The sequence below is a fragment of the Enterobacter sp. 04-C-12-SI-ECC genome, from assembly GCF_047530715.1.
Lineage (GTDB): Bacteria > Pseudomonadota > Gammaproteobacteria > Enterobacterales > Enterobacteriaceae > Enterobacter > Enterobacter bugandensis.
The window spans coordinates 1-20273 of the sequence record NZ_JBLKDI010000018.1; the positions used below are offsets into that span (position 1 = coordinate 1).

The window sequence follows — 20273 nt, forward strand, 5'->3', positions numbered from 1 at the left end:
TGATAATCGGAGCGATGATGCGTAAGCTGGCGCAGGTGGCGTATGGCGTCCTGAAATCAGGACGCCCGTTCGATGCCACGTTGCATCAGGAAAATGCTTGCATGGCATAACAGTATCTACAGACCACCCCCGTAGGCCAGACCACCCGGCAAAAAGAGATTACTGCGGGAACCACTGCTCGCTGATTTTCTGGTACGTGCCGTCTGCTTTAATCGCCTTCAGCGCGCCGTTCAGTTTTTCCAGCAGGGCTTTGTTATCCGGGCGTACCGCGATGCCGAGGCCTGTACCAAAGTACTGTGGGTCGGTCACTTTCTCGGTCGCCGTACCCAGCTGCGGGTTGGTTTTCAGCCATTCGTTCACCACCGCGGTGTCGCCGAATACGCCATCGATACGGCCGTTTTTCAGGTCGATAATCGCGTTCTGGTAGCTGTCATAGGCCACGGTTTTCACTTCAGGATGTTTGTCCTGCAGGTATTTCTGGTGCGTGGTGCCATTTTCCATCCCGATGCGTTTGCCTTTCAGCTCGTCAAAGGACTTGTAAGCCCCTTTCTTCGCAATCACCACCGCCGAGTTGGCGTAGTACGGGTCGGTGAACGCAACCTGCTTGCTGCGCTCCGGCGTGATGTCCATCCCGGAGATCACCGCATCGTATTTCTTGAATTTCAGCGACGGGATCAGGCTGTCGAAGGCATGGTTGGTAAAGGTGCAGTCGGCCTGCATCTGCTTGCACAGGGCTTTCGCCAGGTCGATATCGAAACCGACGATCTGATTGCTGGCGTCCAGCGATTCAAACGGCGGATAGGTGGCCGAAACGCCAAAATTGATTTTATCAGCAGCGGATGCGCCAGCGGCGAAGGTGGCGAGTAGTGCGGCCAGAACTAACTTTTTCATTGTAATGCTCCCGTCTGTCTATCTTGTCATTATGCGCCGTGTCTGCGGCATGGATGTACAATGCCAGTTAATGAATTTATATGCAATAAATATGATTAAATATTGTATGCGGTATAAAAAAAAGCGGATAAGCCATCGGGTTATCCGCTCTGGTAATTACGTTTTATGCACTCGCGTGATTAATTTCTGCGCTCAAACGCTAACGCTTTACGCTCAATCAGTCGCATCATCAGCGTCAGCAGACCGTTCACCACCAGATAGACCACGCCGGCCGCGCCGAACACCATCACGTCATAGGTGCGCCCGTAAAGCAGCTGCCCGTGACCCATCACTTCCATCAGGGTGATGGTGTAGGCCAGCGAGGTACTTTTGAACACCAGCACCACTTCGTTGGAGTAAGAGGAGAGCGCGCGCTTGAAGGCGTACGGCAGCAGGATCGCCAGCGTGTCTTTTTTGCTCATGCCCAGCGCCCCGCAGGACTGCCATTGTCCTTCCGGGATGGCACGGATCGCCCCGTAAAACAGCTGGGTGGTATAGGCCGCGCTGTTCAGCGAAAGGGCAATCAGAGCGCAGAGCCACGGCTCAGAGAGCAGGTGCCAGATAACCGGATACGCCTGCAGTGACGGGAACTGGCCCGGACCGTAGTATATCAGGAAGATCTGCACCAGCAGCGGCGTACCGGTAAACAGGGTGATGTAGCCGCGCACGATCCACACCAGCACCGGCGTTTTCAGCGTCAGGATGATGGTGAAGATGAGCGCCAGGATCAGCGCCACAATGATGGACGCCACGGTCAGCGTCAGGCTGGTGTGCAGCCCTTTCATCAGCTCCGGGAAATATTCAAGCATCAGCCTGGTCTCCGTTCAAAGCGCGTCGCACGCAGGTCAATACGCTTGAGGATGTACTGACTGAGCAGCGTGATTACCAGGTAGATAGCCGCCGCCACGATGTACCAGGTAAATGGCTCCTGAGTACGGGTGGCGATGCTTTTGGTTTGCAGCATCAAATCGTTCACGCTGATCAGGCTCACCAGCGCGGTATCTTTCAGCAATACCAGCCACTGGTTGCCCAGGCCCGGCAGGGCGTGGCGCCACATCTGCGGCATCACCAGACGGAAGAAGATCGCTGCTTTCGACATGCCCAGCGCCTGACCGGATTCCCACTGCCCCTGCGGTACCGCTTTCAGCGCACCGCGCAGGGTTTGCGACGCGTATGCGGAGTAGAGCAGGGAGAGGGCAATCACGCCGCAGAGGAACGGGCTGACGTCAAAGTTGTCAATCTGCATCTGCACCGGTATCTGCGCAAAGCCGAGATTGATCGTGAAGCCGTCCGACAACGTGAGCAGCAGCTGTGAGGAGCCGAAATAGATGAACAGGACCACCAGAATTTCCGGTAGCCCACGCAGTACGGTGACCAGCGCGGAGCCCGCCCAGGCGACGGGGAACCATTTTGCTGATTCCCACGCCGCAAAGAACATCGCCAGCACCAGGCCGATAATCAGTGCGCAAACGGCAAGGCCGACGGTCATCCCGGCGGCGCTTGCTAAAGGAAAAATTTCATTCATCAGGAATTACTTCTGGAACCATTTTTTGTAGATGGTTTCGTAGGTGCCGTCTTTCTTCACTTTTTCCAGCGCAGCGTTGAATTTCTGCTGCAGCTCGGTGTTGCCCTGACGAACGGCAATCCCCAGACCGGTACCGAAGTAATCTTTGTCGGTCACTTTGTCGCCCACTGGCGCCAGTTTGTCGTTGGCTTTCAGCCACTCGGTCACGACAGCGGTATCACCAAATACGCCGTCGATACGACCATTCTGCAGATCCAGCTTCGCGTTCTGGTAGCTGTCGTACGGAACGGTGGTGATTTCCGGATGTTTATCCATGATGAACTTCTGGTGCGTGGTGCCGTTCTGCACGCCGACTTTCTTGCCTTTCAGCTGATCGACAGAGGTGAATTTACCTTTCTGACCAATAAACAGGGCGGAGTTGTCGTAGTAAGGGGTGGTGAACAGCACCTGCTTTTCGCGCTCAGGAGTGATGTCCATACCGGCCATGACGGCGTCAATACGGCGGAACTTCAGGCTTGGGATCAGGCTGTCGAACGCCTGATTGCTGAAGGTACAGGTTGCGTCGATCTCTTTACACAGGGCGTTTGCCAGGTCTACGTCGAAGCCAACAATTTTGTTGTTCGCATCAATGGACTCAAACGGAGGGTAGGAGGCTTCCGTGGCGAAACGAATGGTCTGGGCTGCGGTAGCGGAAAGGGTAACGCCAGCAAGCAGCACGGCAAGTAATACTTTTTTCATTATATTTCCCCTGACACAATCAATGAGATAAATAGTTTTTGAAGGCATCGGTTTGCGGGTTCGCGAAGCAGCTCGCGTCACCTTGCTCAACGATATACCCGTTTTCCATGTAGACCACACGGCTGGCGGTTTTACGCGCCACTTCCACTTCGTGGGTAACAATGACCTGCGTAATATTGGTTTCCGCCAGTTCGCGAATGATGCTGACGATCTGGGCGGTGATTTCCGGGTCCAGCGCCGCGGTCGGCTCATCAAACAGCAGTACCGCGGGCTCCATCATCAGCGCGCGGGCAATTGCCACGCGCTGCTGCTGACCCCCAGAGAGGTGCAGCGGATAGCGGTCGCTGTAGGGCTTAAGGCGCAGACGCTCCAGCAGCTTTTCAGCACGCGCGATGGCCTGATCTTTGCTTAACCCCAGCACGCGGCACGGGGCTTCAATCAGATTTTGCAGCACCGTCAGGTGCGGCCAGAGATTGTATTGCTGGAAGACCATGCCGACGTTTTGACGCAGTTCGCGTATAGCTTTATCTGACGGGGTTTTCGCGAAATCAAAATGGTTACCGGCGATAGCCAGCGTACCGGAACGGGGCATTTCAAGCAGATTAAGGACGCGCAGAAGGGAGCTTTTGCCTGCACCGCTTGGGCCAAGTAAAACCAGCGTTTCGCCTTCCGGGCAGTTCAGCGTGATGTCAAACAGCGCCTGGTGTGCGCCGTAGAAGCAGTTAATGCCGTTTAGTTTAATACTCATCGGGGCAGTCTTTACTCATCCAGGCAATCTATAGCAATTGAGGCCGCAGATAGTACCGTTGACAGAATAGTTATGCAATATTTCTGCGTTAAAAGTTAAATATAACCCGCATTTCCTCTTAAACATAGCACAAAATAGCGAACGGCAAGGTCGGCGAGTATAAATGTCGGCATTCCGCGTGAAATGCCGGACATTTTACGGGGGTAACATTTTTATCACTAATGATCTAGCGGTTCTCAATCGACTGGCGCAGCGTGCCGGCCGGGGCATGAACGCTGCCGCCGATATAGCGCACATCGTCCACCGCCCAGCACTGGCCTTCACGGATCATCAGCACTTCGTCCTGCCAGGTTTGAGTTCCCTGGGTCAGCTTCACGCGCAGCGGAATATTCCGCGCATCGGTGTTCGGGATGGTTGACGCGCTGGCCACCTCGGCGCTGTCCGGCAGCGTGGTGCGGCTGGAGAACGGATCGGATTTCAGCAGGGCATTATGCTGCGGATCGCGAGTGGCATCGTTGAGCAGTTTTGCAAGATTATCGCTCAGGTACGGGCGCAGGGCGGTAAGATCATTTCCGCGATGCTGAATGCGGTAATCATAGAACTGTTGCGCCACGGTATCCGGGCCGCCGTCTATGCAGGGGCCGCTACGGGTACCGATATCCTTAAAGGCTGGCGTGACCGTGGTAGTACAGGCGCTGAGCACCAGCGCGCAGGGCACTAAAAGTGTTAAAGCAGAGTAGCGCATGTTGATTTCCTTATTTATTAACTATCCTTTCAATCATAGCGTAACGAACCGATAATGCTGTTGCTAACGCATTGAACGCTAAAGAAGGAGAGAAAGTATGCAGTTTTCAACAACGCCAACCCTGGAAGGACAGACCATTACCGAGTATTGCGGCGTGGTCACCGGCGAAGCGATTCTGGGCGCGAACATTTTCCGGGATTTCTTTGCCGGGATTCGTGACATCGTCGGTGGACGCTCCGGCGCGTACGAAAAAGAGCTGCGTAAAGCGCGCGAAATTGCGTTTAAGGAGCTGGGCGAGCAGGCCAAAGCGCTGGGTGCAGATGCCGTTGTAGGAATCGATATTGATTATGAAACCGTCGGCAAAGATTCGAGCATGCTGATGGTGAGCGTAAGCGGCACGGCGGTGAAAACCCGTCGATGAGGCGCTCGCTTTCAACGCTCCTGCTGGCGATGTTGCTGGCAGGATGCGCCCAGGAAAAAGGCATTGTTGATAAAGGTGCCTACGAGCTGGATACCCGCCATCAGGCGCAGGCGGCCTATCCGCGGATAAAGGTGCTGGTGATCCACTACACCGCCGACGACTTCGACACCTCGCTGGCCACGCTGACGGACAAAAACGTCAGCTCCCACTATCTCATCCCCGCAAAACCGCCGACGCCGGACGGGAAACCGCGCATCTGGCAGCTGGTGCCGGAGAGCGAGCTGGCCTGGCATGCGGGCATCAGCTTCTGGCGCGGCACCAACCGGATCAACGACACGTCTGTCGGCATTGAGCTGGAGAACCGCGGCTGGCAGAAGCGCGACGGTGTGAAAGTTTTCGCCCCGTTTGAGCCCGCGCAAATCGCGGCGCTTATCCCGCTGGCGAAAGACATTATCGCCCGGTACGACATCAAACCGCAGAACGTGGTGGCGCATGCTGATATCGCGCCCCAGCGTAAGGACGATCCCGGCCCGCTGTTTCCCTGGCAGGCGCTGGCGAAGCAGGGGATTGGGGCCTGGCCCGATGCCGAGCGCGTGAACTTCTATATCAATGGTCGTCCGCGCTATCAGGAGGTGGATCGTGCAGCCCTGCTCGACCTGCTGATGCGCTATGGCTATGAGGTGCCGGACAACGCCACGGATCAGCAGCAGCAACGCGTTATCACCGCCTTCCAGATGCACTATCGCCCGCAGGTATGGAACGGCGTCGCGGATGTGGAAACGATGGCCATTGCAGAAGCCCTTTTAGAGAAATACGGGCAGGGGTAAACCTTCGGTTTGCGCCCGAATGCGCGTTTTCCCCTTATTTGTGCTTGAGATTAATCTTAAGTACAAACTCAATTCATTTTTAGTAAATTGACTTAAAATTATCCGGATTTAAGATAGACACATAGCTTGCTAAGTAAATCAAAAAAATATTGCTGGCGGCAGGTGTTCTTATTTTCTCCTTGAGCCTTTCATCAGGAAAAGATTGTTGGTTTTCGGTTTTAATGCCGCGGCCATGCTATGTCTAATAAATCTAATCTTAAATGGGTATAACAATGTTAAGCATTTACGGTAAAAAATTACGTCCACAACCTGAAATGGAAGCCATTATTTCTGCCACGGAAGGTTTTGAAGAGAAAACCTTAAAGAAATGGCAGAAAATTTCCACTGCTGACTCTCAGTATATTCATATTATCGTCAGCGGCGAAGTCGAATTCCGTCGTGAATCAGACGAACTCTGCATGTTTACCGTCACCGGACAGTGCGTGTTTGGCCTGTCCGCTATTTTCTATCAGTCAGCCCATATGTACGGCCTGGTCCGCGCAAACACCATGGTACGCAGCATCAAAAAAGAGGCCTTCGCGCAGCTTATGACCGAGAAAAATCTGTGGCCTGAATTGACCAAAGTGCTCTCCTGGTACATCTGCCTGCTGAGCAAACGCGATGATGTTCTGGTCGCCCGTAGCGCCTATTCTGTGGTCCGCGAATTCCTCTACGAAATTAATGAGCTGATTGTTCACCAGCAGCGCGATATTAATATCTATGACTATATTCAGGAATATACCAACCTGGCCCGCAGTACCATTATTAAAATCCTCTCCGACCTGAAAAAAGGTCAATATATTGTGGTAGAGAAAGGTCGTCTGCTTAACCTCACCACGCTCCCTGAAAAATATTAACTACTCCAGCTGGTCTCCTTTTTTACTCAAAGGAGACTGGACGTTATCGTTATGCAACAAACTGCTTTGCGATTGATCCTGCGTTTCGTCAACCGGCGGCGCGGGAATTTTGCCTTGAGAATAATCCTGCTCTTGTTCTTTCAACGCCTGCTTAAACAATTCGGCTAACGAAGCATCCTCACTTCCCGACGACGCGGTGGCGTTTTCGTGCGCCTCGGTTCCCGGCAGGGTATCACGCGAGGTATCGTGCCCGGCATCCTGCGGCACGGTGCTGTCAGGGGCCTGCTGCCAGTCAGCATCATCGGTGCTTATCGGCAGATCCTGCATGGGCGGCATCTCTTCCCGTACCGGCGCCGGTTTAGGATGCGGATGCGGGAACGGTTTACTCACGTACACATAATGCATATCGGAAAGCTGCGTTTCCGGTTTAGCGACGCTCGCTTTTACCGGTTCAGGGGCCGGGTGGCGCAAATTCCAGTAAATATGCGCGTACAGCCCTGCCATGACCAGGGCGCACAAACCCAATACCCATAAAAAGGTATGACCACAAATTTTTCTCAGGCTGGGGAGGCGGTACGAAAACCAGACCGCCTCTCCGGTGGTGTAGCTGCGCTGAGCCGCAAGACAGATGGTAGACATTAGGAATGCTTCTCCTGCGTGTTGGCGTCCGGTGTGGCATGCGTGGCCTGAATCAGCACGCTCGGCGTGGTATGGGTTTCACGCATTAACTGCATCAGCGTATCTTCCCCTGGAATACCATCCACATGCAGATGCATTTTTTGCTGGAACTCGCGGGTGCGTTTCATCATCTCAGCCGTCCAGGTCTGAGCATGGGTTTCAGGCTGGCCAAGAGCCAGACTCAGCGCCTGATCCAGCCAGCCCATGTCTTTCGCATCGCTGGCGGCGCTGATGGCATCTTTGCCTTCCGGCGTCAGGCGATGCAGCTGGGTAAAGTTACCGGTGGCATGCTGGTTAAACCAGCTGCGGCTCACCTGCCAGGTGCGGTTATTCATCAGCAGATCCATCGAGTCATCGCCTACGCGGGCGACAACAGCGTAGTTAAGATGGTTACCGGTTTTGAGTTCACTGACCCACGGATAACCCTCCTGTGCCAACGCATCCGGTGACGCGTTGCCCTGTTTACACATCAGATTGACCTTCCCGGCGTTCTGACACAGCGCATCATCCGCGGAGGCGTCATACCCCCACATCAGGTACAGCTGGTGCATCGCATCCGGCTGATTAACCACTTCATTGTCGATAACCGGCACGACAGGCGCGTCGGCTTTTGGCTTCTGCTGTTTCCAGCTCGCCGGAACGGGAAGCTGAATCGGCAGTTTTGCATTGATTGAGGCGGTTAAATACCATCCGCAGGCGGCGAACAGAACCGAGGCGAACAATCCCACGGTCGCCAGGCGCTTACCGTGTTTTTTCGCCGGGAGGATCTCGCCTGCCGCCAGGCGTAAATGACGCGGGCTGACCTGCGCTGCACGTTCGGTCCAGGCCGCGAGCATTGACAGGTGCGCCAGTTCATTCAGTTTGCTGATGTTGCCTTTGGTCAGCGCGTGCATCTTGCGCACGCGCGCCGGGGTTAGCGGCGAATTCTCGCACCCGTGTTCTTCACACTGCGCCTGCACATAGCTGAGAAATTCCCGGCAGGTCAGGGGACGCAATGTATGACGGGTATGGGCATATTCGCGAAGTTCAGATGGGGGTAAGAGGGCGGCTTCCTGCTCCGCGCTGCCCATCAGCACGATGGAGAGACGGAACTCCAGCTCCTGAGCACGCGTAAGCAACATCCCCAGCACCTCACGGCAGGTCTCCTTCATCGCTTCCGCGTGACGGATGACCAGGGTTTTGCTGCGGTTTTTTCCGCCCTGCCACTGATGCAGCACGGCATCCACCGCCTGAATGCGGCTCTTGCTCTCTTTCGTTCCCGGGTTGAGCTTGTACAGCAGGCTACTGGCACTCAGCTTAGGAAACGCGTTGAAGGCAATGGCGCCAGGAAGGCTGGCCTTCAGCGCATCGCTGAAGTGGCCCAGCAGCGGTGCGTCGTTGCAAAAGAGCCCGATAATTCCCGCCACCTGGCTTTTCTCTTTCAGCAGGTTGAATACGTCCTGATGATAAGGCACCAGAAAATCGCCGGAGAAACCCGTGATTGTTCTGAATGGCGGTTGTTTAAATTTAAAGTGGCTCTGATACATAACGACTTACCGTCTCTGATTAGGAATAGCAACAGGACGAGAAAGTAAAGCAACGCCACAGGGTGGTCAATTTGCGCACAGGGTAAAAATATCCAGTTGCAATGACCTAACATCCCGATTTTATTTGGTCAATAGTTTTTTTTATTAAAGTTAATGGCGAAGTCGATGGTCGTAATTACGGCAGTTAATTACTATTTTTCACACATATTGGCGCAGCCCGACGCTGCTTATTTCCGCTTTGCTAAAGGCCAGATGAAAAATGAGGTTCTCATTTCTGTCACGGTGGATAACGCCTTGTATTATGTTTGTGCTGTTAATTTTTTGCGGCCAGCAAGGATATCTCACGTTTAAAGATTATAAAAAAGTTACGAATAAGTTGGCTAAATCTGATGAACAGCCGCTGAAAAATCGTCGTGAAGAAAAGACATTTACTCTGTTCACGGCTGCGGTGCGTCAGGATAACTTACCGGCTGCCGCAAAAGCCCCGCTGGCAGCGGAAATTGAAGGGATTGTCAGCAGTGACGATGCCTGGCTCTCCTTTGCGGTGATTAAAACCCCGGCAGGCCAGCGCAGCTATCGCGAAGGCGAGCCGCTGACCGGTTTTAACGATGCCTTTATTCAGGAAATTAACAAAGACAATGTGGTGGTTAATTACGAAGGTGCTACGCAGGTACTGGCGTTAAATAAGCCTGACTATTTTAAGGGCGGCGTTGACAGCGGCCCGGTAACCAAATCGACGAAAGATGCAGGCGCGGAAAGCGTGCATCTGGATGATTATCTGGTGTTAAAACCGGTAATCGAAAAAGGCCAGCTGGAAGGCTACAACATCAATCCAAGGAATGCCTCAGCGTTCTTCAGCCATTCCGGGCTGGAAAAGGGCGACGTGGCTGTAAAAGTCAATTCTGTCGATATGACCGATGAAGCAAAGGCAAAAACTATTATTGCCAACTGGTCGAAAATGAAAGAAGCGGAGGTCGTCGTCAGACGTCACGCTCACCTTGAAAATATTCGGGTTAATGTTCTAAACAATTAACAAGTGTACAGACATGAAGAAATTTCCTTGGGCGTGCGTGGCGCTGACCGCATTGTCGTTATATTCCAGTTCGCTGCTTGCAGCTAACTTTAGCGCGAGCTTTAAAAATACCGATATCCGCGAGTTTATCGATACGGTAGGCCGCAATCTTAACAAAACCATTCTCGTCGACCCGTCCGTTCAGGGCACGGTGTCGGTCAGAACCTATAACGTGCTGACGGAAGATGAGTATTACCAGTTCTTCCTGAGCGTGCTGGACCTGTACGGTCTGTCGGTGATCCCGATGGACAACGGCATGGTCAAAGTGGTGCGCTCAAGCGTAGCCCGCACAGCCGGGGCCCCGCTGGCCGACAGCAAAAATCCGGGCAAAGGCGATGAGATCATCACCCGCGTCGTGCGTATGGAAAACGTGCCGGTGCGCGAGCTGGCGCCGCTGCTGCACCAGCTGAACGATGCCACCGGTATCGGTAACGTGGTGCATTTTGAGCCGTCGAACGTCCTGCTGTTAACCGGGAAAGCCTCGGTGGTGAACCGCCTGGTGGATCTGGTGCAGCGCGTCGACAGAGACGGCATTCAGCGTCGTGAAATCGTGCCGCTGCGCTTTGCGTCCGCCAAAGAGCTCTCCGACATGTTGAACAACCTCAACAACGAAGAGCAGAAGGGGCAGAACGCGCCGCAGCTCGCCACCAAGGTGGTAGCGGATGACGAGACCAACAGCCTGGTGATAAGCGGTTCGGAAGATGCGCGCATGCGCACCCGTTCCCTGATCCATCAGCTGGATCGCGAGCAGAACAACGAGGGGAATACCCGCGTCTTCTACCTTAAATACGCCAGCGCCACCAAAGTGGTTCCGGTGCTGACCGGTATTGGCGAGCAGCTGAAAGACAAGGCGGGTACGCCGAAGTCGAAAACCGCCACGGCGGCCAGCGATCTGAATATTAGCGCCGATGAGTCAACGAACTCGCTGGTGATCACCGCGCAGCCTAACGTGATGAACTCCCTGGAGAAGGTGATCGACAAGCTCGACATTCGCCGTCCGCAGGTGCTGGTGGAAGCGATCATTGCTGAAGTGCAGGACGGTAACGGCCTGGATCTCGGCGTGCAGTGGACCAGCAAACACGGCGGCGTGCAGTTCGGCTCAACCGGCCTGCCTATCAGCCAGATTAAAAACGGCACCATGAAGGGGGCAAGCTTCACCGGCCTGGCGACCGGTTTCTTCAACGGCGACTTCGGCGCCCTGATGACCGCGCTCTCCACCGACGGTAAAAACGACATTCTCTCCACGCCGAGCGTGGTCACGCTGGATAACAAAGAAGCGTCGTTTAACGTGGGCCAGGACGTGCCGGTCCTTGCCGGTTCGCAGACCACCAGCGGCGACAACGTCTTTAACTCCGTTGAGCGTAAGACCGTCGGTACCAAGCTGAAAATTGTGCCGCAGATTAACGACGGTGACATGATCCACCTGAAGATTGAGCAGGAAGTTTCCAGCGTTGACAACAGCGCGACGGAAGACGCCAGCCTCGGCCCAACCTTCAACACTCGCACCATTAATAACGAAGTGATGGTCCACAGTGGCCAGACGGTGGTGCTCGGCGGCCTGATGGAAAACGTCACCAAGCAGTCGGTTTCCAAAGTGCCGCTGCTCGGCGATATCCCGCTGGTAGGCCAGCTGTTCCGCTACACCTCGCAGGACACGTCGAAACGCAACCTGATGGTGTTTATCCATACCACCGTCCTGCGTGACGACGACAACTACAGCGCCGCGTCGAAAGAGAAATATGACCAGATCCGCGTTCGCCAGATGCAGCGCGTGGAGGAGAAAAAGCTCGGCATTATTGAGCCAGCGGATAACGCCATTCTGCCCGCGTTTCCGTCTGCCGACACTAAGACGGCCACCCATGCCGCACCGGTGAAAACCAGCGCGACACGCAATCCGTTTAAAGAGTAAGGCGGAGGGGCAACGTGGACGAACTGAGTAAAACACTGTGTAGCAGCAGCTACGCAAAAGATAACGGCGTTTTATTTTATAACAATGACGTCTATATCCGTGATGACACCCCGGCATTTGCACTGCTGGAAGTGCGCCGGGTGCTGGGACGCGCGTTCGTCCCGGTCACCCTCACGCCGGAAGCGTTTGACGAGATGCTGGCCAAAATCTGGCAGCAGAGCAGCGGCGTCTCGCAGCAGCTGGTGGACGATATGGACGCCGATATCGACCTGATGGCGTTAACCGAGGAGATCCCGGATAACGAAGATCTGCTCGATAACGACGAAAACTCGCCGGTAATCCGCCTGATCAACGCCATTCTCGGCGAGGCGGTGAAGGACGGCGCGTCGGATATTCATATCGAAACTTTCGAGCGCACGCTGAGCATTCGCTTCCGCGTTGACGGCGTGCTGCGCCCGGTGCTGCAGCCTGCGCGCAAGCTCGCGCCGCTGCTGGTATCGCGCATCAAGGTCATGTCAAAACTCGACATCGCCGAGAAGCGCCTGCCGCAGGATGGCCGTATCTCCCTGCGCATTGGCCGCAAGGCGATCGACGTGCGCGTCTCGACCATTCCGTCCCAGTACGGCGAGCGCGTGGTGATGCGTCTGCTCGATAAAAGCAATCTTAAGCCTGACATCAACAAGCTGGGCCTGATTGATGAAGAGCTGGAGAAGCTGAAAGGGCTGATTGACCGCCCGCACGGCATTATCCTGGTCACCGGGCCGACAGGCTCCGGTAAAAGTACCACCCTGTACGCCATTCTTTCGGCGCTGAACGGTCACGAACGCAACATTCTGACCGTTGAAGACCCGATTGAATACGAGCTGGAAGGGGTGGGGCAGACGCAGGTTAACCCGCGCGTGGACATGACCTTTGCCCGCGGGCTGCGCGCCATTCTGCGTCAGGACCCGGACGTGGTGATGATCGGGGAAATTCGTGACGGTGAGACCGCGCAAATTGCGGTGCAGGCGTCGCTTACCGGTCACCTGGTCATGTCTACGCTGCACACCAACAGCGCCGCAGGGGCGATAACCCGCCTGCGGGATATGGGGCTGGAATCCTTTTTAATCGGTTCATCGTTGCTCGGTGTCATTGCCCAGCGTCTGGTGCGTCGGCTGTGTACGCACTGCCGGACCACCAGTCCGCTGGATGCCAATGAAAAAGCGCTGTTCAGCTTTATGGACGCGCCGCCAAAAGCAATCTACCGCGCGGTAGGCTGTGAACACTGCCGCCAGAGCGGCTATCAGGGCCGGGCCGGTATTCATGAGTTCCTGGTGGTGGACAGCACCATGCGCCGCGCCATTCATGAAGATAAGGACGAAATGTCCATCGAGACGCAGCTCTTTAAGCAGGCTTACAGCCTGCGTGAAAACGGGCTGCTGAAGGTGATTAGCGGCGTGACCTCGCTGGAAGAGGTGATGCGCGTCACCGCCGAGCGTGGGGGGGATGCGTAATGGCCTTCTACGCCTGGACCGCAACGGACGGCGCGGGGAAAACCCAGCGCGGCACGCTGCAGGCCGAGGGGCAAAAGCAGGTTCGCCAGTGGCTTCGCGAGCAAAAGCTGATGCCCGTCAGCATCAACGAAACCCGCGAGGCGGCGGCGTCCGGTAAAGCGAAAACCGGCGCAAAGCTCTCCACGCCGGTGCTGTCGATGTTTACCCGCCAGCTTTCGACGCTGGTCAACGCCGCGCTGCCGCTGGAGAGCGCCCTGAAGGCTATCTCGAAGCAGACGGAGGACAAAAAGCTGGCGGCGATGGTGGTGGAGATCCGCGAGAAAGTAGTGGAAGGCCACACGCTGTTCGACGCGTTTAGCCAGTTCCCGCGCACCTTCGACAAGCTCTACTGCACCCTGGTGATGGCCGGCGAAAAAACCGGCCACCTGGGCGACGTGCTGGAGAAGCTGGCGGAGTACAACGAGCAGCGCCAGAAGATGAAAAGCAAGCTGACGCAGGCGATGGTCTACCCGATTACCCTGACCGTGGTCGCCATCGCGGTCATCAGCATTCTGCTGGTGGCGGTGGTGCCGCAGGTGATCGAGCAGTTCACCCACATGAAGCAGCAGCTGCCGATCACCACCCGCACGCTGATTGCGGTGAGTGATTTTCTGCAGGCGTATGGGATCTACATCGTGGGGATCCTCGGCGGCGGGTTTGTCGGCTTTAAGACCTGGCTGAGAAACGCCAAAAACCGTTTTCGCTGGCACAGCTGGCTGGTGAACGGATCGCCGATCAAAAAGCTGGTGTGCGCCATCAACAGCGCCCGCTACATCCGTACCCTGAGCATTCTTCAGGCCAGCAGCGTGCCGCTGCTGGAGGGGATGTATATCGCGATGGACGGTATCGAAAACCTCTATGCCCGGCAGGTGCTGGAGCAGGCGGCGGATACCGTGCGCCAGGGGGCATCGCTCTATGCCGCGCTGGAACAGGCGAAATTATTCCCGCCAACCATGCTGTATATGATTGCCTCCGGCGAAGAGAGCGGGGAATTAGGCAATTTAATGGACCGCGCGGCGGAGAACCAGGAATCGGCATTGCAGCATCGAATTACATTAACGCTGTCGGTATTTGAACCGGCGCTGGTGGTATCCATGGCGACGATTGTTTTATTCATCGTGCTGTCAATATTACAACCGCTTCTGCAACTTAATAATATGGTAGGTTAAATCATGGCTTTAAAACGTAAAAACCTGGCGCGTCAGGCGGGTTTCACCTTGCTCGAATTAATGGTGGTCATTGTTATTCTCGGCGTACTGGCGAGCATGGTGGTGCCAAACTTAATGGGCAATAAAGAAAAAGCAGATACGCAAAAAGCAACCAGCGATATTGTCGCGCTCGAAGGTTCGCTGGATATGTATAAGCTGGATAACCACCGCTACCCGACAACCGAGCAGGGTTTACAGGCGCTGGTCACCAAGCCTGAAATCGCGCCAATCCCGAACGGCTACCGTGCTGATGGCTATATCCGTCGCCTGCCGCAGGACCCGTGGGGCGGAGATTATATTCTGGTTAGCCCGGGCGAACACGGCGCGGTCGACGTCTTCTCCGCCGGTCCGGACGGTGAAGCCAATACCGCCGATGATATTACGAACTGGTCTCTGGATAAGAAAGAGAAATAATGAATAAACAACGCGGCTTTACGTTGCTGGAAATTATTCTGGCGCTGGTGATATTTGCCAGCTGCGCCATGATGGTGGTGTCAACAATACCTTCACGCAGCGGTGCGGATATATTTGGCCAGCAATTAAAAGCCCTCGTTGATTATGGTTCAGACCGTGCGGTGATGGACGGAAATATCGTCGGGCTGGTCATCACGACGGATAATTATCAGCTGGTGACGCTCGAGGATAAAAACGGCGAACGTCACTGGGTGCCGTTATCCGCCGGGCGTATTACCACCAAAGGCGATTTCCCGGAAGAGATGCACGTTTCGCTCTCGCCCCAGCGCCTTGCCGCCACGGTAAGCGCCGATCCGCAGGTGCTCTTTTTACCGGACGGCGAAATCAGCCGCTTCACGCTGACGCTGCAAAGCTATGACAAACAGCACCATTTCCGCGTGGTGTCGCAAGGCGCTGCGCCTGTATCGGTAGAGAACGATGGCTAACGGCAAAAAGCAAAAGGGGATGACGCTGCTGGAGGTGATGGTCGCGCTGGTGATCTTCTCCACCGCCGCGCTGGCGCTGATGAACTCCGTCTCCCTGAACGTGCGTTTCACTCACGGCCTGGCCGACACGCTGCAGGCCAGCTGGGTGGCGGAAAATCAGCTGGCGGAAGCGCAGCTCACGAAAACCGACTTCCCGGACGCCGAGGCGCAGGGGACGGAAATCATGGGCGGGCGCAGCTGGAACTGGCGCAAGCAGCGGGTGAAAACCGCCGACAACGGCTGGGCGAACGCCATTCGCGTCTACGCGGAAGGGGACGACAGCCAGCCGGTTATCGCTTTGCAGATCGTTCCGCCGGGAGAGAGCAAGTGAAAAAAACGCGACGCCAGCGCGGGTTTACCCTGCTGGAGATCATGATTGCCCTGACCATTTTCGCGGTGATCAGCACCCTGGCCTGGCAAATTCTGGACGGCGCAATGCGCACCAGTTCGGCAACCGACGCCAGCGCCGCGAAGCTCAATCAGCTGCAGCGGGCCTGGAATCTGATGGAGCGCGATTTCTACCAGCTGCAGGCGCGCGCCCCGCGTAACGAGCCGGATCTGTTTCGTCAGGTGGATGATGCGCTTGAGCTGACCACGCTGAATGGCGTGAGCGGAACGATCCAGCTGGAGCGTGTGCGCTGGCGCCTGGAAGAGGGGCGTCTGTATCGCGACGTCTGGCCGGTGATTGATGGCCCGGTGGACGCGAAGCCCGATGAAGTGCCGATTGTCAGCGAGGTGAAATCCCTGCAGTGGCGTTTTTATCGTCAGGGCTGGCAGAAAAGCTGGAGCGACCCGGCGCATCTGCCGGACGGCGTGGAGCTGACGCTGACCATGGAAAATGGCGATACCTGGCGCTGGGTCTTTACGACCCCGGGCGATATGCCTGAAGCGGCGGCGCCAGCGCCCGCCGCTGCGCCAGAGACCACGCCTGCGCCGGTGGCGGCACCGGCACCGGAAGCAAAATCATGAGTGCATTACGTAAACAGAAAGGGGTAGCGCTGCTGGTGGTGCTGATCCTGCTGGTCATGATGTCGGCGCTGGCCGCCAAAATTAGCCAGCAGTTCTGTCGCAATCTGCAGAAAACCCATTATCAGGTCAGCCAGCAGCAGTTGCGCTGGGCGATGCAGGCGCAGGAGAAGGTGGTGAAGGACCGCCTGCAGACCGACGCCACCGGTGAAAACAAGGCTCTGAACCTGGACGGCGACTGGCACCAGCCGCTGGAGACGCGGGGCGAAGATTACACGGTGGTCAGCCAGGTGGAAGACGCGCAGGACTGCTTTAACGTCAATAACCTGCTGGCCGCAGAGAAAATACCACAGGGGCAAAACGCGCCCGCCGTGCCGGAAAAACCGCGCAACGAGCAGATTGTTGAACAGATCCTGACGGAAAGCGGCATCAGCCACACTACGGCAGAAGAGGTTTATCAACAGCTGGTGGACTATCTCGATGGCGACGCGACGACGGCCAAAGACGGTGCAGAGAGCGATGCCTGGGCGGGCGTTGTGCCCGCCCGACAGCCCGCAAACCAGATGATGCGCACCATTGCGGAGATCAAACAGCTGCCCGCGTTCCCGGTAGCGGCATACCCGAAGGTGAGCAAGCTGCTCTGCGCGCTGCCGGACTCTGCCAGCAAAGTGGATGTGAACACCCTGAAACCGGAACAGGCCGCCTTACTGGCCGCCCTGTTCCCCGGAAAATTAACGGAAGATGATGCCGTTCGCCTGATTGATTCGCGTCCAGAAACCGGCTGGGAAAATATGGAAACCTTCAGCAAAGCGCTGGAGCAGACCTTCCCGCAGTTGAAAGACGATCTCCCGCAGGTGGCTGAGCTTCTCTCCATCAGCAGCCGGTATTTCCGCGTGAACTATACCGGCAATACCGATGAATTAACGCTTCGCGTGGTTAGCCAGCTTCAGGTCAATAACGAGGCCGGTGAGATCGTGACGTGGCAACGTCGTTACCGAATGATTGAATAAGAAAAGTAGATCGCTATGAAACAGGTACTTTTTGTTCGTCCCGATAACCGCGAGGGCGGGAAAATAATGGGGTGCGTCTCCGGCAGCCAGCAGGTTGAGACGCTGGAGAGCCTGGACGCGCTGGCGGATCACCCACTGGCGGCCCGTGTTTGTCTGCTGCTGCCCGCCAGCAGCATGATCTTCCGCCATTTTACGCTGCCGAAGAAAGTCGCCTCTCAGGCGACGGCATTCTCCTGGATGGCGGAAGAGACGCTGATTGGCGAGGTGGATAATCTCCACTGGACGGTGCTGAACAAAAAAGGCGCTGAGGTTGATGCGGTGGCGATAGACGCCGATCTGCTGCGCGGGTGGTTAAGCCGCTGTCAGGAGGCGGGGTTAAAAGTGATCCAGGTGCTGCCGGATGCCTGGCTACTGCCCGTGACGGCTGGCGGAAGTACTCTTGTCGCTCAGGACGACGGCTACTGGCTACGTTTATCACCGCATGTTGCCAGCGAAATGGAAGCGAGCCTGCTGCCGCTTCTGATGCAGAAGGCCGGAGAGGGGGAGGTGTGCTGTTACGGCGAAGCGCCTGCTGGTGTGGACGTCGACATCGCCCAGCCCTGGCAGCATCCGTTGGTGCTGATCCAGCCGCAGTGGCAGGCCTGTCGCGTGAATCTGCTTCACGGTGAATTCAGCCTTAAGGCCGGTAACGGGCGCGTCGCGAAAAGCATGAAAGCCGCAGTGGCAATTGCGGGCCTGCTGTCCGTTGGCCTGCTGCTGGGGCCGCGCATTGCGATGGCCTGGATGCTGGTGCAGCAGGAAAACCAGATACAGGAGGAGATCCTCCAGGTGTATAAGCACCATTTCCCCAGCATGCGTCACCAGACCAACATCAAATATCACTTTGGTCAGAACGTCAAAAAACAGAGTAGGGGGATCTTCCTTCAGCTGGACGAGCTGGCGGCCGCCCGGCAGTCAGTGCCTGCGATGGAAATCGATCTGCTGGAATACGATGCGCAGCAAAACACGCTGACGCTGAGCGTCAGCGCGCAAAACCAGCCCGCGTTGCAGGCGTTTGTTAACCAGACCCGTGAGAATTTCGATTTTACCTTACAGCCTGTTTCAACCACCGAACCCTATACCGCCATGATCGCAGGGAAACATAAATGAAAGAGCGAATCGCGCAGCTGAAATCACGCTACCAGAACTACAGCGCCCGGGAGAAAGTTATTTTAAAACTCTGCATCGTTGCCCTGCTTGGGGCTGCGGTGTATTACGCAGGAGTCATCCCTTTGGATAATATGATTCAAAATAGTAAATCGACGCTTAAAAGACAAAAAGAGACGCTTAACTGGATGCGCAATGAAATTGATAAAAATCATCTTCAGGTTCAGTTAGTCAAAACGGATAATCCACGCACGGTGGTCGAGAAAAGCGCCAATGAAATTAACCTGTCGCTGACGGACGTGCGCCAGGAGGGACAAACTTTATCGTTCGTGGTTAATCGGGTAAATGTTTATGAATTAAAAAACTGGCTGCGCGAAATTAATCAAACCTCCGGCGTCAGATTGCAAAAAATAAACCTTACGCCGGTTGACCATCTCAGCGATGTAAAAGCGCAGGTGCAGCTCACCTGGGCAAAAAACGCATGAATACCTTCTCGCTGATCAGGGAGGCCTGCCCGGTTAGTTTTCCGATAGTGAGTGCGATCCTGGGCGGGATTATGGGCAGTTTTCTTGGCGTTGTTGCCGAGCGCCTGCCGGGGATCGTGATGGATGAAGAGGGAAGCGGCAACCTGCTCTTTCCTGCCTCGCACTGTCCGGTGTGCCAGCACACGCTTGCTGCATGGGAAAATATCCCCCTGGTCAGCTGGCTGTTATTACGGGGACGCTGCCACCAGTGCGGCACGACCATCCCGCTGCGGTTATTTTTGATCGAACTTTTCTCGGCGCTGTTTTTTGGCGTTACGGCCTGGTGCATGCCGGACGTTCAGGGGTTGTTTTCGCTGTGGTTACTCGCGCTGTTTTTACTGCCACTGGCGATGATCGACTGGCAGTATCAGCTTCTCCCGGACTGCCTGACCCAGCCGCTGTTGTGGGCAGGTCTCTTACTCCATGCATTTGACCACAGATTGCCGTTGCAGGACGCGTTGTTCGGTGCGGTAGCAGGCTATCTGTCGCTCTGGCTGCTCTACTGGGCCTTTCGCCTGCTGACAGGGCGGGAAGGGCTGGGCTACGGCGATTTTAAGCTGCTGGCGGCCTTAGGCGCCTGGTGCGGTTGGCAGGCGCTGCCTTCAATTGAACTTGCCGCAGCGTTGAGCGGTATCGCGGGCTATTTCGCGTTAAATAATTTAAATAAAAATAACCTCACTATTTCTTTCGGACCCTATCTGTCATTTGCTGGAATAGTCGTGTTTATTGGACAGCAGTTTGCTTTCATATTTTAAATATACAGGTCAAGTTTTTTTATAAGTTTTTTTGACGGTGGAAGAGAAGGATGTCTCTTTGCGCTCAGTGTATCGTAAAAGATATAAGCTACACGGAATTTGGGCTTGTATCTTTTTATGGAGGAATACAACGCAGCAAGACGTTTTTTGTCACGGTTTTCAGGTTGGTTAAATACGCA

Annotated in this window: 23 protein-coding genes; 15 read left to right on the top strand and 8 right to left on the bottom strand. The window is 55.5% G+C overall.

Features of this window, described 5'->3' with window-relative positions:
- Positions 1 to 159: 159 nt before the first annotated feature.
- From artJ to ACMWL8_RS19375, 6 genes are all read right to left on the bottom strand, one after another.
- Positions 160 to 891: an arginine ABC transporter substrate-binding protein ArtJ gene (gene artJ / locus ACMWL8_RS19350; RefSeq protein ID WP_015571008.1), complete on the bottom strand. Its 732-nt coding sequence runs from the start codon at positions 889 to 891 to the stop codon at positions 160 to 162.
- Positions 892 to 1070: 179 nt separating this feature from the next.
- On the bottom strand, positions 1071 to 1739 hold the full coding sequence (gene artM, locus ACMWL8_RS19355) for an arginine ABC transporter permease ArtM (protein WP_028012513.1): 669 nt from the start codon (positions 1737 to 1739) through the stop codon (positions 1071 to 1073).
- On the bottom strand, positions 1739 to 2455 hold the full coding sequence (gene artQ, locus ACMWL8_RS19360) for an arginine ABC transporter permease ArtQ (protein WP_045261809.1): 717 nt from the start codon (positions 2453 to 2455) through the stop codon (positions 1739 to 1741). The genes artM and artQ overlap by 1 nt, the downstream gene beginning before the upstream one ends.
- 6 nt (positions 2456 to 2461) lie before the next feature.
- The gene (gene artI / locus ACMWL8_RS19365; RefSeq protein WP_008500032.1) at positions 2462 to 3193 is read right to left on the bottom strand and encodes an arginine ABC transporter substrate-binding protein ArtI; all 732 of its coding nucleotides are present in this window, start codon (positions 3191 to 3193) and stop codon (positions 2462 to 2464) included.
- 19 nt (positions 3194 to 3212) lie between these two features.
- Positions 3213 to 3941, bottom strand: a complete 729-nt coding sequence (gene artP, locus ACMWL8_RS19370) for an arginine ABC transporter ATP-binding protein ArtP (protein WP_008500030.1) — start codon at positions 3939 to 3941, stop codon at positions 3213 to 3215.
- Positions 3942 to 4167: 226 nt separating this feature from the next.
- A complete protein-coding gene (locus ACMWL8_RS19375) occupies positions 4168 to 4686 on the bottom strand; it encodes a lipoprotein (protein WP_028012515.1) in 519 nt (172 codons plus the stop codon).
- Between the two features lie 97 nt (positions 4687 to 4783).
- Between ACMWL8_RS19375 and ACMWL8_RS19380 the strand changes: the two genes are divergently transcribed.
- From ACMWL8_RS19380 to ACMWL8_RS19390, 3 genes are all read left to right on the top strand, one after another.
- A complete protein-coding gene (locus ACMWL8_RS19380) occupies positions 4784 to 5107 on the top strand; it encodes a heavy metal-binding domain-containing protein (RefSeq protein WP_028012516.1) in 324 nt (107 codons plus the stop codon).
- Positions 5104 to 5934 carry an N-acetylmuramoyl-L-alanine amidase gene (locus ACMWL8_RS19385; protein WP_045261808.1) on the top strand — a complete coding sequence of 277 codons (831 nt, stop codon included), beginning with the start codon at positions 5104 to 5106 and terminating at the stop codon, positions 5932 to 5934. The genes ACMWL8_RS19380 and ACMWL8_RS19385 overlap by 4 nt, the downstream gene beginning before the upstream one ends.
- A gap of 272 nt (positions 5935 to 6206) precedes the next feature.
- Positions 6207 to 6830: a helix-turn-helix domain-containing protein gene (locus ACMWL8_RS19390; RefSeq protein ID WP_045261807.1), complete on the top strand. Its 624-nt coding sequence runs from the start codon at positions 6207 to 6209 to the stop codon at positions 6828 to 6830.
- Here the strand turns inward: ACMWL8_RS19390 and ACMWL8_RS19395 are convergent, their stop codons facing one another.
- Both ACMWL8_RS19395 and ACMWL8_RS19400 read right to left on the bottom strand, forming a co-directional pair.
- The gene (locus ACMWL8_RS19395; protein ID WP_241276832.1) at positions 6831 to 7469 is read right to left on the bottom strand and encodes a hypothetical protein; all 639 of its coding nucleotides are present in this window, start codon (positions 7467 to 7469) and stop codon (positions 6831 to 6833) included.
- The gene (locus ACMWL8_RS19400) at positions 7469 to 9034 is read right to left on the bottom strand and encodes an ExeA family protein (protein ID WP_045261805.1); all 1566 of its coding nucleotides are present in this window, start codon (positions 9032 to 9034) and stop codon (positions 7469 to 7471) included. The genes ACMWL8_RS19395 and ACMWL8_RS19400 overlap by 1 nt, the downstream gene beginning before the upstream one ends.
- A gap of 301 nt (positions 9035 to 9335) precedes the next feature.
- On the opposite strand from ACMWL8_RS19400, the gene gspC reads away from it, so the two are divergent.
- Genes gspC through ACMWL8_RS19460 form a run of 12 tightly spaced genes read left to right on the top strand, consistent with a single transcriptional unit; the run spans position 9336 to position 20094 of the window.
- Positions 9336 to 10067 carry a type II secretion system protein GspC gene (gspC, locus tag ACMWL8_RS19405; RefSeq protein WP_045261804.1) on the top strand — a complete coding sequence of 244 codons (732 nt, stop codon included), beginning with the start codon at positions 9336 to 9338 and terminating at the stop codon, positions 10065 to 10067.
- A gap of 13 nt (positions 10068 to 10080) precedes the next feature.
- Positions 10081 to 12015: a type II secretion system secretin GspD gene (gene gspD / locus ACMWL8_RS19410; RefSeq protein ID WP_414751610.1), complete on the top strand. Its 1935-nt coding sequence runs from the start codon at positions 10081 to 10083 to the stop codon at positions 12013 to 12015.
- A gap of 14 nt (positions 12016 to 12029) precedes the next feature.
- On the top strand, positions 12030 to 13508 hold the full coding sequence (gene gspE, locus ACMWL8_RS19415) for a type II secretion system ATPase GspE (protein ID WP_006809432.1): 1479 nt from the start codon (positions 12030 to 12032) through the stop codon (positions 13506 to 13508).
- On the top strand, positions 13508 to 14716 hold the full coding sequence (gene gspF / locus ACMWL8_RS19420) for a type II secretion system inner membrane protein GspF (protein ID WP_045261802.1): 1209 nt from the start codon (positions 13508 to 13510) through the stop codon (positions 14714 to 14716). Before gspE ends, gspF begins: the two co-directional genes overlap by 1 nt.
- A gap of 3 nt (positions 14717 to 14719) precedes the next feature.
- The gene (gene gspG, locus ACMWL8_RS19425) at positions 14720 to 15169 is read left to right on the top strand and encodes a type II secretion system major pseudopilin GspG (protein WP_028012525.1); all 450 of its coding nucleotides are present in this window, start codon (positions 14720 to 14722) and stop codon (positions 15167 to 15169) included.
- Positions 15169 to 15654, top strand: a complete 486-nt coding sequence (gene gspH, locus ACMWL8_RS19430; RefSeq protein ID WP_028012526.1) for a type II secretion system minor pseudopilin GspH — start codon at positions 15169 to 15171, stop codon at positions 15652 to 15654. The genes gspG and gspH overlap by 1 nt, the downstream gene beginning before the upstream one ends.
- Positions 15647 to 16024: a type II secretion system minor pseudopilin GspI gene (gene gspI / locus ACMWL8_RS19435; RefSeq protein ID WP_028012527.1), complete on the top strand. Its 378-nt coding sequence runs from the start codon at positions 15647 to 15649 to the stop codon at positions 16022 to 16024. Before gspH ends, gspI begins: the two co-directional genes overlap by 8 nt.
- Positions 16021 to 16662, top strand: coding sequence for a type II secretion system minor pseudopilin GspJ (gene gspJ / locus ACMWL8_RS19440; protein ID WP_045261801.1), 642 nt, complete (start codon positions 16021 to 16023; stop codon positions 16660 to 16662). The genes gspI and gspJ overlap by 4 nt, the downstream gene beginning before the upstream one ends.
- Positions 16659 to 17669 (top strand): type II secretion system minor pseudopilin GspK, encoded by a 1011-nt coding sequence (gene gspK / locus ACMWL8_RS19445; RefSeq protein ID WP_045261800.1) that lies wholly within the window; start codon positions 16659 to 16661, stop codon positions 17667 to 17669. Before gspJ ends, gspK begins: the two co-directional genes overlap by 4 nt.
- Before the next feature lie 15 nt (positions 17670 to 17684).
- Positions 17685 to 18818, top strand: coding sequence for a type II secretion system protein GspL (gspL, locus tag ACMWL8_RS19450; protein WP_028012530.1), 1134 nt, complete (start codon positions 17685 to 17687; stop codon positions 18816 to 18818).
- Entirely contained in the window at positions 18815 to 19300 is a 486-nt protein-coding gene (gspM, locus tag ACMWL8_RS19455; RefSeq protein WP_045261799.1) for a type II secretion system protein GspM, read from the top strand. The genes gspL and gspM overlap by 4 nt, the downstream gene beginning before the upstream one ends.
- Positions 19297 to 20094, top strand: a complete 798-nt coding sequence (locus ACMWL8_RS19460) for a prepilin peptidase (RefSeq protein ID WP_028012532.1) — start codon at positions 19297 to 19299, stop codon at positions 20092 to 20094. Before gspM ends, ACMWL8_RS19460 begins: the two co-directional genes overlap by 4 nt.
- Positions 20095 to 20273: the final 179 nt, after the last annotated feature.

Excerpts from the sequence above, each read along its gene's own strand:
- artM (WP_028012513.1), bottom strand. The coding sequence starts at position 1,739 with ATGCTTGAATATTTCCCGGAGCTGATGAAAGGGCTGCACACCAGCCTG.
- artI (WP_008500032.1), bottom strand. The coding sequence starts at position 3,193 with ATGAAAAAAGTATTACTTGCCGTGCTGCTTGCTGGCGTTACCCTTTCC.
- ACMWL8_RS19375 (WP_028012515.1), bottom strand. The coding sequence starts at position 4,686 with ATGCGCTACTCTGCTTTAACACTTTTAGTGCCCTGCGCGCTGGTGCTC.
- artP (WP_008500030.1), bottom strand. The coding sequence starts at position 3,941 with ATGAGTATTAAACTAAACGGCATTAACTGCTTCTACGGCGCACACCAG.
- gspC (WP_045261804.1), top strand. The coding sequence starts at position 9,336 with ATGTTTGTGCTGTTAATTTTTTGCGGCCAGCAAGGATATCTCACGTTT.
- ACMWL8_RS19395 (WP_241276832.1), bottom strand. The coding sequence starts at position 7,469 with ATGTCTACCATCTGTCTTGCGGCTCAGCGCAGCTACACCACCGGAGAG.
- gspD (WP_414751610.1), top strand. The coding sequence starts at position 10,081 with ATGAAGAAATTTCCTTGGGCGTGCGTGGCGCTGACCGCATTGTCGTTA.
- gspH (WP_028012526.1), top strand. The coding sequence starts at position 15,169 with ATGAATAAACAACGCGGCTTTACGTTGCTGGAAATTATTCTGGCGCTG.
- gspG (WP_028012525.1), top strand. The coding sequence starts at position 14,720 with ATGGCTTTAAAACGTAAAAACCTGGCGCGTCAGGCGGGTTTCACCTTG.
- ACMWL8_RS19380 (WP_028012516.1), top strand. The coding sequence starts at position 4,784 with ATGCAGTTTTCAACAACGCCAACCCTGGAAGGACAGACCATTACCGAG.
- ACMWL8_RS19400 (WP_045261805.1), bottom strand. The coding sequence starts at position 9,034 with ATGTATCAGAGCCACTTTAAATTTAAACAACCGCCATTCAGAACAATC.
- gspM (WP_045261799.1), top strand. The coding sequence starts at position 18,815 with ATGAAAGAGCGAATCGCGCAGCTGAAATCACGCTACCAGAACTACAGC.
- gspK (WP_045261800.1), top strand. The coding sequence starts at position 16,659 with ATGAGTGCATTACGTAAACAGAAAGGGGTAGCGCTGCTGGTGGTGCTG.
- ACMWL8_RS19385 (WP_045261808.1), top strand. The coding sequence starts at position 5,104 with ATGAGGCGCTCGCTTTCAACGCTCCTGCTGGCGATGTTGCTGGCAGGA.
- artQ (WP_045261809.1), bottom strand. The coding sequence starts at position 2,455 with ATGAATGAAATTTTTCCTTTAGCAAGCGCCGCCGGGATGACCGTCGGC.
- gspI (WP_028012527.1), top strand. The coding sequence starts at position 15,647 with ATGGCTAACGGCAAAAAGCAAAAGGGGATGACGCTGCTGGAGGTGATG.
- ACMWL8_RS19390 (WP_045261807.1), top strand. The coding sequence starts at position 6,207 with ATGTTAAGCATTTACGGTAAAAAATTACGTCCACAACCTGAAATGGAA.
- gspL (WP_028012530.1), top strand. The coding sequence starts at position 17,685 with ATGAAACAGGTACTTTTTGTTCGTCCCGATAACCGCGAGGGCGGGAAA.
- artJ (WP_015571008.1), bottom strand. The coding sequence starts at position 891 with ATGAAAAAGTTAGTTCTGGCCGCACTACTCGCCACCTTCGCCGCTGGC.
- ACMWL8_RS19460 (WP_028012532.1), top strand. The coding sequence starts at position 19,297 with ATGAATACCTTCTCGCTGATCAGGGAGGCCTGCCCGGTTAGTTTTCCG.
- gspF (WP_045261802.1), top strand. The coding sequence starts at position 13,508 with ATGGCCTTCTACGCCTGGACCGCAACGGACGGCGCGGGGAAAACCCAG.